The sequence below is a fragment of the Micromonospora sp. CA-248260 genome (assembly GCF_050942205.1).
Lineage (GTDB): Bacteria > Actinomycetota > Actinomycetes > Mycobacteriales > Micromonosporaceae > Micromonospora > Micromonospora antibiotica.
On sequence record NZ_CP192021.1, the window covers coordinates 5459173 to 5473109 of the forward strand.

General features: G+C 74.3%; 14 protein-coding genes. 9 read left to right on the forward strand and 5 right to left on the reverse strand.

The genetic code is table 11. The features are described from left to right. Positions 1-63 precede the first annotated feature (63 nt). Complete coding sequence (locus tag ACQP2H_RS23385) at positions 64-1302, reverse strand: FAD-binding protein (RefSeq protein WP_219470274.1); 1239 nt, start codon at positions 1300-1302, stop codon at positions 64-66. Between the two features lie 5 nt (positions 1303-1307). Beyond that, positions 1308-2012, reverse strand: a complete 705-nt coding sequence (locus tag ACQP2H_RS23390) for a hypothetical protein (protein ID WP_219464173.1) — start codon at positions 2010-2012, stop codon at positions 1308-1310. A gap of 81 nt (positions 2013-2093) precedes the next feature. Between ACQP2H_RS23390 and ACQP2H_RS23395 the strand changes: the two genes are divergently transcribed. Next, positions 2094-2465, forward strand: a complete 372-nt coding sequence (locus ACQP2H_RS23395; protein WP_219464175.1) for a hypothetical protein — start codon at positions 2094-2096, stop codon at positions 2463-2465. Between the two features lie 57 nt (positions 2466-2522). Here ACQP2H_RS23395 and ACQP2H_RS23400 read toward each other — a convergent pair whose 3' ends face one another. After that, positions 2523-3452 carry an LLM class F420-dependent oxidoreductase gene (locus ACQP2H_RS23400; protein ID WP_219464177.1) on the reverse strand — a complete coding sequence of 310 codons (930 nt, stop codon included), beginning with the start codon at positions 3450-3452 and terminating at the stop codon, positions 2523-2525. Between the two features lie 33 nt (positions 3453-3485). After that, positions 3486-4694 carry an FAD-dependent monooxygenase gene (locus ACQP2H_RS23405; protein ID WP_363822664.1) on the reverse strand — a complete coding sequence of 403 codons (1209 nt, stop codon included), beginning with the start codon at positions 4692-4694 and terminating at the stop codon, positions 3486-3488. A 71-nt stretch (positions 4695-4765) separates the two neighbouring features. Here ACQP2H_RS23405 and ACQP2H_RS23410 point away from each other — a divergent pair, with 71 nt between their 5' ends. Next, positions 4766-5464 (forward strand): TetR family transcriptional regulator, encoded by a 699-nt coding sequence (locus ACQP2H_RS23410; protein ID WP_433228878.1) that lies wholly within the window; start codon positions 4766-4768, stop codon positions 5462-5464. Here the strand turns inward: ACQP2H_RS23410 and ACQP2H_RS23415 are convergent. Then, on the reverse strand, positions 5424-5807 hold the full coding sequence (locus ACQP2H_RS23415; protein ID WP_219470276.1) for a hypothetical protein: 384 nt from the start codon (positions 5805-5807) through the stop codon (positions 5424-5426). The genes ACQP2H_RS23410 and ACQP2H_RS23415 overlap by 41 nt on opposite strands. Before the next feature lie 194 nt (positions 5808-6001). Here ACQP2H_RS23415 and ACQP2H_RS23420 point away from each other — a divergent pair, with 194 nt between their 5' ends. From ACQP2H_RS23420 to ACQP2H_RS23450, 7 genes are all read left to right on the forward strand, one after another. Beyond that, positions 6002-6307, forward strand: coding sequence for a DUF6403 family protein (locus ACQP2H_RS23420; protein WP_219464181.1), 306 nt, complete (start codon positions 6002-6004; stop codon positions 6305-6307). Continuing rightward, positions 6304-7662 (forward strand): hypothetical protein, encoded by a 1359-nt coding sequence (locus tag ACQP2H_RS23425; RefSeq protein WP_219464182.1) that lies wholly within the window; start codon positions 6304-6306, stop codon positions 7660-7662. The genes ACQP2H_RS23420 and ACQP2H_RS23425 overlap by 4 nt, the downstream gene beginning before the upstream one ends. Further along, positions 7659-8693 (forward strand): hypothetical protein, encoded by a 1035-nt coding sequence (locus tag ACQP2H_RS23430; RefSeq protein ID WP_433228881.1) that lies wholly within the window; start codon positions 7659-7661, stop codon positions 8691-8693. Before ACQP2H_RS23425 ends, ACQP2H_RS23430 begins: the two co-directional genes overlap by 4 nt. Positions 8694-8890: 197 nt before the next feature. Then, complete coding sequence (locus ACQP2H_RS23435; RefSeq protein WP_433228882.1) at positions 8891-9295, forward strand: hypothetical protein; 405 nt, start codon at positions 8891-8893, stop codon at positions 9293-9295. 5 nt (positions 9296-9300) lie between these two features. Next, entirely contained in the window at positions 9301-9933 is a 633-nt protein-coding gene (locus ACQP2H_RS23440; protein ID WP_433228884.1) for an endonuclease domain-containing protein, read from the forward strand. Next, a complete protein-coding gene (locus tag ACQP2H_RS23445; RefSeq protein WP_219464185.1) occupies positions 9905-10555 on the forward strand; it encodes a hypothetical protein in 651 nt (216 codons plus the stop codon). The genes ACQP2H_RS23440 and ACQP2H_RS23445 overlap by 29 nt, the downstream gene beginning before the upstream one ends. After that, positions 10552-13884, forward strand: coding sequence for a helicase HerA domain-containing protein (locus ACQP2H_RS23450; protein ID WP_433228886.1), 3333 nt, complete (start codon positions 10552-10554; stop codon positions 13882-13884). The genes ACQP2H_RS23445 and ACQP2H_RS23450 overlap by 4 nt, the downstream gene beginning before the upstream one ends. Positions 13885-13937: the final 53 nt, after the last annotated feature.

Sequence of the window (13937 nt, forward strand, 5' to 3'; positions counted from 1 at the left end):
CCCACACCCCGGACAGACCCGCCACCCGCAGCACCGGGGCGTCGGCCCCGACAGCCGACCCCGTCAGTCGCGCGGGAAGTAGCGGTCCAGCAGCGGGGTGCGGAACACCCCGGCCGGGTCCAGCTCGGTGAGCAGGGCGGCGAAGTCGGCGTACCGGGGGAAGGCGGCGGCGACCACGGCCGGGTCGAGGGTGAAGACCTTGCCCCAGTGCGGCCGGGGGTCGAACGGGGCCAGCCGGGCCTCGATCTCGGCCAGCACCGGCTGCACCGCCGCCGCGTCGTCGACCCAGGTGAAGTGCACGGCCAGCGTGTCGCGCCCCTGGTTGGGGCTGAGCCACAGCTCGTCGGCGGCGACGGTGCGCAGCTCACAGATCTGCAACACGGGGGCGATCCGGTGCCGCATCTCGTGCAGGGCGGCAAGCGCCTCCGCCCCCGCCGACCGGGGCAGGTGGTATTCGGACTGGATCTCGTCGCCGCTGCTCGGCATGAAACCGAGCCGGAAGTGCGGCAGCCGCTCGTGCCACGGGCCGGGCTCGCCGAACTGCGGGGTGCAGCTGACCGGATCCATGCCGGGCACCGGGTGCGCCGGCCGGTCGGCCGGGGTGGTGCCGAGCCAGTCCGGCTCCGGCGGCGGGGCGTCGGCGAGCTGCTTGCGCCAGACCTGGTCGATGTCCGTCGACCGCCAGGTGGTGAACCCGCTGACGCTGTACGCCGAGGCGAGCGCCGCGTCCAGGGCACCGACGGGCAGGCCCTCACGGACGTACTGGCGGACGGTGAAGGTGGGCAGCACGTCCAGGGTGACCCGGGTGACCACACCCAGCGCGCCGAGCGACACCACCATGCCGGCGAACCGGTCGCCGGCGGACCGGTCGACGGTGAGCACCTCCCCGTCGGCGGTGACCAGTTCGAGGCCGGCCACGGCGGCGGCCAGGTTGCGGTTGCCGTCGCCGGAACCGTGGGTGCCGGTGGCGACCGCACCGGCCACCGAGATGTGCGGCAGCGAGGCGAGGTTGGCCAGGGCCAGCCCCTGCTCGTGCAGCCGGGTCGCCACGTCCCCGTAACGCAGCCCGGCGGCCACGGTCACGGTGCCGCGTTCCCGGTCGACCTCGACGGTGGGCGGCAACCCGGCCAGCGAGACCAGGTCGCCGGTGGTGTCGCCGATCCGGTTGAACGAGTGGCCGCTGCCGACCGCCCGCACCCGGTCACTGCCGGCGACCAGCCGACGCAGCTCGTCGAGGGTGGTCGGCCGGTGGAAGGCGCGGGCGGCGTAGTGGACGTTGCCGGCCCAGTTGTGCCGGGGCACCCCGCTCACGCGTCGCCGCCCTCGGTCAGCGCCGCGTGCAGATCGTCCAACGCCTCGTCGACCTGCCTGACGTCGTAGCCGCGCAGGGCGACCGGCAGGCCCTGCGCCCTGGCGGCGGCCACCTCGTCGCGGACCGCCCGGCACCGCGCCGGGTCGTCCGAGTCCAGTGCCGCCCGGGCGTGTCCCACCAGTGTGTCGACCACGTCGGAACTGTACCCGCGCAGTCCGACGCTGAACTCGGCACCGGAACGGACCGCGACGTCGCGGTCGTCGCGGAACCGGTCGCCGGCGTACCGGGCCAGGGCCGCCGCGATCTCGTCGGGGTTCTCCCGCAGCTGACCCAGGTCGAGCAGTTCGGTCGCCGGCCGGCCGTCGACCCGGGCGTCGGGCGGCAACCCCACACCCTCGACGGGTACGCCGAGCAGCCGCACCCCGCCGGTGCCGGATGCCGGGCGGTCCAGCACGACCAGGGCCAGCTCGGCCCAGCGGAGCTGCCGGCGCAGGCCCTGTCGGCGTACGGTCAGGCCGTCGGCGTCGATGACGAACCGGAACGGTCGCAGGCTGTTGGCCAGCCCCACCCCGCCCAGCGCGACGCCCCCGAGGGCGGTGGTCGTCCGCAGCGGCCCGCCGCCGGTGGCCAGCAGCACCGTCCCGGCCAGTACGCACACCGCCGCCAGCACCTGCCGGCCCCGTTCCCGGTGCAGCTCCACGTCGTCTCCCCGTCGATGAGCGCGGTCCCGGTGCATCATCCGGCACGGTTGTCGACGGCGTCCACGGGGAACCATGGCGCGATGAGCAGCTACCGCGACCCGATCCTGCACGGCGACGTCTACCCGTCCGAGGAGGAGATCGACCCGACCGGGGTCGGCCTGGAGCCGGCGAGCGCCCCGCCGTCGGCGTACCCGCAGCACGGTGTGCCGACGCCCGCGCCGCAGCCCCCGTCGACGCCCCCGGTTGCGGGGACCGGGGCGCACTCGATCGTCACCCACCACCTGGACGGGTCGACGCAGGTGGTGACGGACCTGGACGGGGACGGGATCGCCGACGTGGTCCAGTTCGACCTGGACGGGGACGGCATCGCGGACATCACCTACCTGGACAGCGACCGGGACGGCCGGTTGGACACCGTGGTACGCGAGCCGGGTGGCCGCCGCCACCGCTGACCACCCGCCGGTCCCGGCCTCCGGCCCCGGACTCCCGCCTGCCTGCGGTGGGCCGGGTCAGAGCTGGGGCATCACCTCGGCGGCGACCAGTTCCAACTGGTCCAGGTCGGCCAGGTCGAGCACCTGGAGGTAGATCCGCTCGCTGCCGGCCTCGGCGTAGCGGCCGATCGTGTCGACCACCTCGGCGGGGGTGCCGGCGACCCCGTTCTGCCGCAGCTCGGCCGGTTCCCGACCGATGACGGCGGCCCGACGGGCCACCTCGGCGTCGTCCCGGCCGCAGCAGAGCACCAGCGCGTTGGACCAGCGCAGGGTGCCCGGGTCGCGACCGGCCTCGGCGCAGGCCGCGCGGACCCGGCCGAACTGGGCCACCGTCTCGTCGACCGAGACGAAGGGCAGGTTGAACTCGTCGGCGTACCGGGCGGCCAGGCGCGGGGTGCGCTTGGGGCCCTTGCCGCCGAGCAGGATCGGCGGGCGGGGCTGCTGCACCGGCTTGGGCAGCGCCGGGGAGTTGGCGACCGGGTAGTGCTTCCCGGCGTGGTCGAACCGCTCACCGGCCGGGGTCGCCCACAGCCCGGTGATGACGGCGAGCTGCTCCTCCAGCCGGTCGAAGCGCTCCCCCACCGACGGGAACGGGATGCCGTAGGCGGTGTGCTCCTCGGCGAACCAGCCGGCGCCGATGCCCAGCTCGACCCGGCCGCCGCTCATCTGGTCGACCTGGGCGACGGTGATCGCCAGGGGGCCGGGCAGCCGGAAGGTGGCCGCCGTGACCAGCGTGCCGAGCCGGATCCGGGAGGTGTCCCGGGCCAGCCCGGCCAGGGTGGTCCAGGCGTCGGTGGGGCCGGGCTCGCCGGTGGACGACCCCATCGCCACGTAGTGGTCGGAACGGAAGAACGCGCCGTAGCCGGCGTCCTCGGCGGCGCGGGCCACCGTGAGCAGTTGGTCGTAGGTGGCGCCCTGCTGGGGCTCGGTGAAGATCCGCAGTTCCATTCCCCGAGCATAGGGAGCCGGGCGGCCGGCCGCTCAGGCTCCGCCGGGCGGGCCCACGTCGGGCAGGGTGATCGCGGTCGCCGCCCGGCGGATCGGCTCGGTCACCCGGCGGATCATCCGCTCCCGGCCGGGCAGCCGGGGCAGCAGCCGCAGCATCGTCAGCTGGACGCGGATCTGGGCGGTGGAACCGAGCACCATCCCGCGCAGGTTGCGTTCGGCCAGCTCCTGATTGGCCCGGACGAAGGGACGCAGTTGCCGTTCGTGGTCGGCGAATCCGACGGTCGGGTCCCCGCCGGCCCGGGCCAACGCCGCCGCCAGCACGTACGCCCCGACCAGGCCGAGGCTGGTGCCCTGGCCGGAGGCGGGTGACGGCCCGTACGCGGCGTCCCCGACCAGCGCGATCCGCCCGGTGGACCAGTGGTCCATCCGTACCTGGCTGATGGCGTCGAGGTAGAGGTCGTCGGCGTCGGCGGCTGCGGCGAGCAGCCGGGGCACCTGCCAGCCGAGACCGGCGAACTCCCGGGCCAGCAGCGCACGACGCCCGGCGGTGTCGCCGGGGGCGGGGACCTCGGCCGGGGACCGGAAGAGGAACAGTGCGCGGGCGTCGGGAGCGCCCGCGGTGCGGTAGACACCGACGCTGCGGCCCGGGGTGACGTGCATCAGCTCGGTGCGGTCGAGGCCGAACTCGGCCGGCACGGTGCACACGGCGATGTGGTGGCCGAGCGGGCGTACCGGGTCCGGGTCGTTGCCGAAGGCCAGCCGGCGCACCTGCGAGTGCAGCCCATCCGCCCCGATCACCAGGTCGAACGTCTGCCGGTGGCCGCTGGCGAAGCCCACCCGTACCGCGTCGGCGGTGGGGGTGAGGGTGGTGATCGAGTCGCCGAGCAGGAGGGGGACGTCGGTGGTGGCACCGGCCAGGAGGTCGACCAGTTCGCCGCGCATGATCTCGACGTCGTCGCCTTCCCGCCCACCGAAGAGGCTGGCGTCCATGGCGGCGAGGGTGTCGCCCCGGGAGTCGACGAACCGGGTCCGGAGCATGCCGGTGTCGTGCCGCCGGACCTGGTCGCCCAGCCCCATCCGGTCGACCACCTGCAGCGCCACGCCCCGGATGTCGACCTTGTAGCCGCCCGCGCGCAGGGCCGGGGCCCGCTCGACGAGGGTCGGCCGGAAGCCGTGCCGGCGCAGCCACCAGGCGAGGGTGAGGCCGGCGACGCCGCCGCCGGAGATCAGGACATTCGTCATGCCGACGATAGTACGAACGTGTCAGACGATTGTGCAAGACCTTTGTGCGAGGGACCCGCTACGCTGTGCCCATGGGCAATCGGGAGGACCTGCTCGCCGGCGCGAAACGCTGCCTGATGGAGAAGGGCTACGCCGGCACCACCGCACGGGACGTGGCCGCCGCGGCCGGCACCAGCCTGGCCGCCATCGGCTACCACTTCCGCACCACCCGGGCCCTGCTGGACCAGGCGCTCTTCGAGGCGATGGAGGAGTGGGGCCAGGAGCTGGAACGGGCGTTCACGGTCGACGCCGGCCCGGACGCCACCCCACGGCAACGGTTCGAGGCGGCCTGGACCCGGGTGATCGAGTCGTTCGACCGGCTGCGCCCCCTCTGGGCCGTCCAGTTCGAGCTGATCTCCCAGCTCGACCGCTCCCCCGAACTGCGGGAGGCGCTCCGCGCCGCCAACCACCGCGCCCGGCTCGGACTGGCCGCGATCTTCCACCAGCTCGACCCCGAGGCCGACGAGGCCGAGGCGCTGGCCCTCGGCGCCTTTTACCAGACCCTGCTCGGTGGCCTGGCCGCCCAGTCACTTGTCGACCCGCAGAGCACCCCGACCGCAGCCGACCTGACCCGCACCCTCATCCGGATCACCGACGAACTCACCGACCAGACCGCCACCGCGCGGCGGATGCCCGCCGCACCGGCACCACCGCCAGGCGGGGAGCCGGGTACAGGTACCCGGGCGACGGTCAGCGGGCGCGGCGGCGGACGAGCCGGCTGCCGAGGCTGACCAGGGTGCTGCCGACGCCGGTGCCGAGCAGCACCAGCACCGCCCCCACCACCCAGAGCCCCGAGTCGTCGGTGGCCGCCGCGTGCCCCGACCAGCAGGCCGTGAACGCCACCGTCATCACCGGCGCGACCAGCACCGGGCTGAGCAGCCACCCGGCGACGGCGGCGACCACGACCAGGGTGAGTACCGCGCCGACCACCTGCCAGACCGCGTACGGCCCGCTGGTCGCGCCGGTACGCGGGTCCGTCGAGTAGCCGCTCTCCCACCCCAGCCAGGCCGCCCAGGTGCCGATCGTCGCGGCCGCGAGGAGCACACCGCCGAGGAGGGTACGGGTACGCGTCATCTGCACGCCCCGATCATCGTCCGCCGGGTGGGTCACCGGATGAGCACCCGTACTCACGATCACCGTCACACCACCCTTCGCAGCGACAACCGCCCTGGTCGGGGCGCGTGTGGCGCGGGTTGACCCGATCAGCGAGACTCGGTCGGACCACCCCCGGGGGCCGTCCCCCGGACCCCGGCGAACGGTTGGAGCCCATGGCACACCCCTACCTGTTCTGGCTGGCCGGCGCGGTGCTGCTGGTGGCCGCGGGCGTGGTGACCACCCTGCTGCCCCACCGTCGGGCCCGCTCCGAGCAGCGGCGGACCGCCTGGTCGGCCGCGCGGGCGGCGATCGACAGCGCGGCCGTCAGCCGGGACGCCGCGCCGGACCGGGTGCCCGAGGCGGAACGGTTGCTGACCCGCGCCGAGTCGCTCGCTGGTGCCCGCGGCGGGGTGGACGCGGCGCGGGCGGCGGCCGAACACGCCCGGCAGGCCGACCGGTTGTGGCGGGGACAGCGATGAGCGCCCGCGGATACCGCCGCCTGGCCGAGCCGTTGCGCTGGGCGCTGCTCGGGGTCGCCGTGCTCGTGCTGGTGGTCTTCCTGCTCGCCCAGCGGCAGCAGGGCATCGACGTCAGCTACGGCCGGTCACCGGCGTCGACGGCCGGGGTCGCCACGGACAGCGCCGGCACCGCCGACCGGGCCACCGTGCCGTCGGTGGACGAGATGACCGCGCTGGTCGCCGCCGCGCCGGTGGTACGCCTACCGGGGGCGGTGGCGTACTGGAACGAGCAGCGGGTCCGGGAGGTGGCCGGCGACACCCGGATCCTGGTCGCCCCACCCGGCCTCGACAAAGATGAACGCGAGCGGGTCCGGGACGTGGAGAACGCCACGATCCGGGTGATCGGCACCGAGGTCAGCGGCGGTTTCTACCAGGCCAGCTCCGACACGCTGCCCGCCTGGCGGGCGCAGTTCGCCACCGGGGACGTGACCGACCTGCTGATCGCCCTGATCACCGCGCTGCGCAAGGAGTCCACCCCGGCCGACCGGGACGAGCTGCGCTGGCGCGAGCCGAGCGGGCCGGAGCTGACCGCCGTCCTGACCGACCTGCGGGCGACCGGTAGGCACGTCGCGCCCGGCGCGACCCTCACCGACGTGCCCGAGACCGCCGCCCGCAACGCCTTTCCCGACGGCGCCTGGTACGTCGCGCTGCCCGTGCAGCGCTACGGCAAACCCCTGCCCCGGTACGGCCCCGCCCTGAGCGCCCAGTTCCCCGACCAGCCGATCGTGGTGATGTACGGGCTCTGGATCGAATACCACGGGCCCGGCGCCGCGGACTTCGCGGAGCTGGCCGGGGCGAGCTTCTACGGCCAGTTCGCCAGCGTGCTCAGCCGCTCCGACTATCCGCAGCGCAACGTGCTGGGCGTCTACCTCAACCGGGTCACCGACCTGCGCTACGCGGGCCTGTTCGAGCGGCCGTTGCCCTACCGGCCGGCCGATCCGCTGCGGGTGGCGCTGCCGGCGCTGCCGTGGCTCTTCGCGGGCTGCGTGGCGGCGTTCCTGATCCTGTCGGCCCGGTCGCTGCGCCGCCCCGACCGAGGGCTGGGCCGCCGACGGGACACCGCCCCGGTCCGGCTGGCCGGGTTGACCGCGCTGGCCGTCGAGGTGTCCCTGCTGACCGACGCCCGCAGCAACCCGGCGCTGACCCGGGGCATCGTCGCGCTCCAGGCCGCCCGGTCGGCGTGGGAGGAGAAGCTGCCCGCCCGGCACGTCCGTACGCTGCTCGACGAGGCGGCGGCCGAGTTGGACGACACCGCCCGCCAGGTCGGCATCGCCAGCTACCGCCCGGACAACTACCTGCGAGGCCGGCTGTCATGACCCGTTCCGACTCCCGGCGGACCGGTGCCGGCCCCTCCCGGCCGCAGCGCGCCGATCCGTCCCGGCGGACCAGTGCCGGCCCTTCCCGGCCGCAGCGTGTCATCGGTCTGCTCGGTACCCCGTTCGGCCTGGCCGTGCTGGCCTGCCTGGCGCTGGCCGGCTGGGCGGTGTGGAGCGGCGGGGCGCTGGACGGGCCGGTCGCCCGGCAGGTGCGCACCATGTCGTTCTATGCCGACCCGGGGCTCGACGTGGACCGGGCCGCAGCGGAACGGATCATCGGCAACCGCCGGCTGGTGGTCATCCTGCGCTCCCCCGGGGCCGACCTGCGCGACACCTGCAAGCAGGTGCACCGGGCCGCCGACGGGACCGTCGTGCTGGTGCTCAGCCGCGACGGCGACGACTACGACACCTACGGCTGCGCCCTGGTGCCCGGATACGACAAGAAGAACCTGGGCAAGGCCGCCGCCGCAGAAATGATCATCGGCCGGGGCATCGACACCTTCGCCGACCGCCCGCTGGAGGCGGTGAAGGTCATCGCCGTCAACTACGACCGGCTGGTCAAGGCCGGCACCGTACCCGACGGGGCCCGCACGATCAGCCCGTCGCTGCCCCGGTTCCTGCTCGCCGCCGCGGCGGTGAGCGGGGTCGTCGCCGGAGCGTCGCTGCTCTACCTCGGCGGCCGGCGGGCCGGGCGGCTCGCGGCGGCCCGGCGGGTCCGCCGCGACGGGCTCACCGACAGCCGCAGCGCGCTCAGCGCCGCCACCGCCGGGCTCGCCCAGCAGATCATCGACCTCGACCCGACGTACGCCCTGTTGTACGGGCGTCAGGGCGACGACAGCGGCTTCGCCCGGCGCTACCGGCAGTTGACCGCCGACCATGCCGCTCTGCTCGACCGGTTGGCGACCCTGGACGACACCGACGAGGCAGCCGTCGGGAAGCTGACCGCCCACGTCGAGTCGCTGAGCCGCCGGGCGCAGGCGCTCGCCGACAAACAACCGGAGCGGCACGACGCGCAGCCGGGGAAGAGCTAGCTCCTGCCCGGTTCCGTCGCGCGGTCGGGTGTCCGAAGCACGACTGACCGGGGACAGCTATGGCGCTGGCGGCGAACCGCTTCGTAGTGTGTTCGGGTTCGTCCGATGGCCGCCCGGGGAGGATGAGGACCGCTGAGTTCCACCCGATCCGCTCCCCCTCCGGAGAGGGTCGTCGCGGTCCGCGCCGGTGACCGGCCATGAGTCTCGTCCGTCAACTCGCCGCGTTGCCCACGGATCGCGTCGTGCAGATTCCGGGGGTGCCCACCGGCACCGTCGCGGCAACCGTCACCGGGGAACCGGTCGGCCCGGCCGCCGTCGTGCTGCAACCCGGCCCGACCCGTACCGCCGGTTCCTTCGTCCACGCCGTCCTCGACGAGCTGGAACGGGTGGCGGTGGGCTGCTACCGGGGTGGCTCCCCGAGGCCGCCGACCTCCCCCGCGCCGACCCGTACGGCCTGGCCGCCGTCCGGGCCGCCGCGGTCGCCCGGGCGCGGGGCTCCGCGCACTCCGCCGCGTTCCTGGCGCACCTGGCCACCGTGGCGTTGTCCGGCCGACGACCACCGGTCGACCCGTTCCCCCCGGAGATCCGGTGTCCGGGGCTGACCCGGGTGGTGGCGCAGGGGTTCGGACGCCCTCGGGCGAATCTGCTGATCGAGGTGCCCGCCGGCCTCGACCCGGCCGGCGAGCAGGCCGTCGTGGCGGGCGCGGAGTGGCTGTGTCACCACGGCCGGGTCGGCGTGTGGTTGGCTGGAGCACCCTTACGGCACGAGGACCGGGTGGTCACCGTCGTGCTGACCCGGGAGGCGGCGGACGGGCAGCCGGGACCGGTGCCGACGACACCCCCGGCGGTGGTCGGACGCCCCCACCCCGGCAGCGCGACCGAGGCGCTGTTGGAGGCCGCGCTGGCCGGCGAGAGCTGGTCGGCGGGCCGGATCTGGAACCGGTACCACCAGCCGCACCCCCTCTCACCCGCGGTCTGCCTGGACCTGCTCTGGCCCGACGATCGGTGTGTCGTCGAGATCGACGGCCCGGAGCACTGCCGGCCGGACCGGTTCGAGGCGGACCGGCAACGCGACGTGCGGTTGCAGTTGGACGGTTACGCCGTCCTGCGCTTCACCAATGCCCGAATCAACCACGACGTCGGGGCGGTGGTGCACCAGATCGGCACCCTGATCCGGGCCCGGCGACGTGACCTGGCGGAAGGAAGATCCCATGGCCGGCGACGACCTCACCCCCTCTGAGGCCGCGATCCTGTTCGTGTTGATGGCGGAGGCCCGGGAGGTGCCCAACACCGAGTTGCGCAACCGGTACGGCGTCGACGTGCGCAAGTCCTACCGGGACAAGCTCAACCGCCTCGGATTCGTCGACAGCCGCCGGGAGGGCAACACCTTCCTGCACCAGCTCGCCGACAAGGGTTGGGTCCGGGTGCAGGAGGATCTGCCCTTCCAGTCGGCGCAGGGCCGCATCCTCGGCGGGGCGCTGACGGCGTTGCAGGTCAACCTGCGGGACCGGGTCATGGTCCGCAGCGACTACCGCTCGTTCGGTGAGCTGTTCGCGCTGACCGACGTACGGGCCGGTACGGCGGAACCGGACCTGCGGCGCACCCTGGGTCTGCGCGTCCGGCACGCGTACGCGGCGCTGGCCGCCGAGCCGGGGGCCTGGGTCAGCCTGACCCGACTGCGGCCGTTCTTCGGCGACGTCGACCCCGCCGACCTCGACGAGGCGCTGCGGGACCTGGAGCGCGAGCCGGACGTGGACATCGTCCCGGAATCCAACCAGAAGGCGCTCACCACGGCGGACGTCGCGGCGGCCCTGCGGCTGGGCGGCCAGGACAAGCACCTGCTGGCGATCGGGGTGGGATGACCGTGGCGGAGCACGCGGCCCTGGCGGCGCTCAGGCTCGACTGGGCGCCGGTGCCCGACGACGTCTGGCGGCCCTCGCCGTTCCATGTGGAGGGTCTGCACACCGCCGTGGCCCGCGACGTCCTCGCCGGGGTGGCCGACGCCCGGGACAGCGCCGACAGCAGCCCGATCGGGTTGGTGCTGCAGGGTCAGCGTGGCTCGGGCAAGACCCACCTGCTGGGCTGGATCCGCCAGCAGGTGCAGCAGCAGGGCGGCTACTTCTTCCTGGTCGGGCTGCTCGACGCGCACGGCTTCTGGGACAGTGTGCTCGCCTGCATGCTCGACGGGCTGTCCCGCCCGGTGCCCGGCGCCGAGAGCCAGCTCCGGCTGCTACTGCGCCGGCTCTCCTCGATGGTCGGGGCGCCCCGCTCGGCCCGCCGGGCGGTGATGGGTGACACCGAACTGACCCGGCCGGCCCTGGACGCGTTCGTCGACGGGCTCGTCGGGTACGCCCCGCACGTGGCGCGCGCCTGCCGGGAGACGGCCCGGGCGCTCGCGCTGAGCGCCTCGGAGGACGGCACCCACCGCGACATCGCGGAGAACTACTTCACCTCCGGTGAGGAGGGGGAGCCGGGCGAGCGCGGCGCCTGGGGCATGCGACGGGCACCCCGCAACGCGCAGCAGATCGTCCAGGAGATCTCCTGGCTGTTGGCCCTCACCGGCCCGTCCGTGATCGCCGTCGACCAGATCGACACCCTGATCGCGCAGTCCGTGGCCGCCGGTGACGTCCTGCGCCACCGGTCGGGCGGGCAGGACGACCCGGAGCAGGCCGCCGTGCACGCCCGGATCGCCGACGGCCTGATGTCACTGCGCCAGCTCACCCGCCGCACGCTCACCCTGGTGGCCTGCCTGCCGACCTCGTGGACGATCATCACGAGCCGGACGGTGGACACGGTGAGCGACCGGTTCCGGGTGGCACCCCGGCTCACCACCATCCACGACGCCACCCTGGCCCGGCAGATCGTCGAGCGGCGGTTCGCCGCCCGGTTCGCCGAGCGCGGCTTCGTACCCCCGTATCCGTCGTGGCCGGTGCGGCCCGAAGCCTTCGCGCAGGCCGCGCAGATGACACCCCGGCAGTTGCTGATCGACATCGACCGGCACGTCCGGGCCTGCGTCGCCGCCGGTGAGGTGCGGGAGCTGACCCGGCTCGGTGCCACGGCGGAACCGCGACCCCACCGCCCGCGCCTGTCCCCCGTGGGGGACCTGGAGCGCTTCGACACCAGGTTCGCCCAGCTCAAGAGCGAGGTCGGCGTGTCCGGCCCGCTGGCCCGTGACAGTGAGGACAGCACGGTCCCCGCCCTGCTCGCGGCGGGCCTGACCGCCTGGGTGGTGGAGCGCGGCGAGGGCGGTGGATCGTTCAGCGTGGATCCGCCGCCGAGCGCCCAGCCGCCGCTGCACGCCCGGCTCCGGCTCACCCTCGACGAGGCCACCGAGGACCAGGTCCACTGGTGTTTCCGGGCGATCAGCGAGGAGCACCATGCGATCGCCGCGCTCACCCGGCTCCGCAAGGCGTGCACGGTGGCGGGGCTCGACGCCCGGGTGACCCGCCGCAAGCTCTTCCTGCTCCGCAACGGCGCCTGGTCGAGCGGGGCCAAGACCAGGCAGGCGATCGCGGCCTTCACCCGGGCCGGCGGGACGATCCTCCCGTTGGACCCCGAGGATCTCCGCATCCTGGGGGCCCTGCGGGTCATGCTCGCCGAGTCACCCGTCGACCTGCGGGGTTGGCTGACCGCCCGTCGACCGACCCGGAACGTCACCGTGTTGCGACAGGCCCTGGGCTCCGTGGCCGACTGGCTCCCCGACCCTCCCGGTGGCGACGCAGCCGATGCGGCGGTACGACCGGACCGCACCGAACCGGTCGCCGCCGAACCGGTCGCCGCCGGACCGGTCGCCGCCGGACCGGTCGCCGCCGGACCGGTCGCCGCCGGACCGGTCGAGACGACGGCGGCCGACGTGGCACCGGCCGAGACGGCACCGGCGGGAACGGGTGACGTGGGGGCGGGTGACGGGCGCTCCGGGGCGGGGCGGGGTGATCCGCCGCCGGCCGACGGTGGGCAGGCCGGTCCGCACCTCATCGTGGGGTACGACCACCGCACCGGTGCACCCGTGCCGCTCTCCCTCGAAGCCCTCCGCAAGCACACCACCCTCTTCGCCGGCTCCGGGTCCGGCAAGACGGTGCTGATCCGGCGGATCCTGGAGGAGTGTGCTCTCGCCGGGGTCTCCGCCATCGTCCTCGACCCCAACAACGACCTGGCCCGGCTCGGTGACGGGTGGCCGGAGCCACCGCCGCAGTGGCGTGCCGGGGACGCGGAGAAGGCCGATGCGTACCTCGCCGGGACCGACGTACTGGTGTGGACGCCGCGCCGGTCGTCGGGACGTCCGCTGAGCTTCCAGCCGCTACCGGACTTCCGCGGTGTGCGCGACGACCCCGACGAGTTCCACGAGGCCGTCGAGGCGGCGGTCGCCGCACTGGCGCCCCGTGCCCAGCTGACCGGTCGCACCAACAAGGTCCACCTGGGGCTCGCCGTGCTGCGTAAGGCCGTCGAGCACTACGGCCGGCGCGGCGGCAGCCGGGTGCAGGGCCTGATCGACACTCTCGCCGACCTGCCGGACGGGCTGCTGGACATCGACGGGGCGGACAAGATCGGGGTGGGGATCGCGCAGTCGCTGGCGGCCGCGATGGTCAACGATCCGCTGTTCGGCGGCGAGGGCAGCCCGATGGACCCGGGGCTGCTGTTGACCCCCGAGCCGGGCCGGCGGGCGCGGATCTCCGTCATCAGCCTCGTCGGCCTGCAATCCGACGAGGCCCGGCAGGGCTTCGTCAACCAGTTGCAGATGGCGCTGTTCGCCTGGATCAAGCAGCATCCGGCGAACGACCGGCCGCTGCTCGGGCTGCTGGTGATGGACGAGGCACAGACGTTCGCCCCGTCCGGCGCGATGACCGCGTGCACCCAGAGCACGCTGGCGCTGGCGGCCCAGGCCCGCAAGTACGGCCTGGGTCTGATCTTCGCCACCCAGTCGCCCAAGGGGCTGCACAACCGCATCCCGGGCAACGCGGCGACCCAGCTCTACGGCCGGCTGAACAGCCCGATCCAGCTGGAGGCGGCCCGGGAGATGGCGAAGGCGAAGGGCGGCGACGTCGCCGACATCTCCCGCCTCGGCACCGGTGAGTTCTACCTCGCCGCCGAGGGTGCCGCGCCGGTGAAGATCCGTACCCCGCTGTCGCTCAGCCACCATCCGCGCAGCCCGCTCACCGCCGAGGAGGTGCTGGACCGGGCCCGCCGCCGGTGAGCTCGACGACCCCGCCACCCTGCGGATCTTGCCACCGGGATCTAGCGTGGAAG

Excerpts from the sequence above, each read along its gene's own strand:
- ACQP2H_RS23395 (WP_219464175.1), top strand. The coding sequence starts at position 2,094 with ATGAGCAGCTACCGCGACCCGATCCTGCACGGCGACGTCTACCCGTCC.
- ACQP2H_RS23400 (WP_219464177.1), bottom strand. The coding sequence starts at position 3,452 with ATGGAACTGCGGATCTTCACCGAGCCCCAGCAGGGCGCCACCTACGAC.
- ACQP2H_RS23405 (WP_363822664.1), bottom strand. The coding sequence starts at position 4,694 with ATGACGAATGTCCTGATCTCCGGCGGCGGCGTCGCCGGCCTCACCCTC.
- ACQP2H_RS23410 (WP_433228878.1), top strand. The coding sequence starts at position 4,766 with ATGGGCAATCGGGAGGACCTGCTCGCCGGCGCGAAACGCTGCCTGATG.
- ACQP2H_RS23415 (WP_219470276.1), bottom strand. The coding sequence starts at position 5,807 with ATGACGCGTACCCGTACCCTCCTCGGCGGTGTGCTCCTCGCGGCCGCG.
- ACQP2H_RS23420 (WP_219464181.1), top strand. The coding sequence starts at position 6,002 with ATGGCACACCCCTACCTGTTCTGGCTGGCCGGCGCGGTGCTGCTGGTG.
- ACQP2H_RS23425 (WP_219464182.1), top strand. The coding sequence starts at position 6,304 with ATGAGCGCCCGCGGATACCGCCGCCTGGCCGAGCCGTTGCGCTGGGCG.
- ACQP2H_RS23430 (WP_433228881.1), top strand. The coding sequence starts at position 7,659 with ATGACCCGTTCCGACTCCCGGCGGACCGGTGCCGGCCCCTCCCGGCCG.
- ACQP2H_RS23435 (WP_433228882.1), top strand. The coding sequence starts at position 8,891 with ATGAGTCTCGTCCGTCAACTCGCCGCGTTGCCCACGGATCGCGTCGTG.
- ACQP2H_RS23445 (WP_219464185.1), top strand. The coding sequence starts at position 9,905 with ATGGCCGGCGACGACCTCACCCCCTCTGAGGCCGCGATCCTGTTCGTG.
- ACQP2H_RS23450 (WP_433228886.1), top strand. The coding sequence starts at position 10,552 with ATGACCGTGGCGGAGCACGCGGCCCTGGCGGCGCTCAGGCTCGACTGG.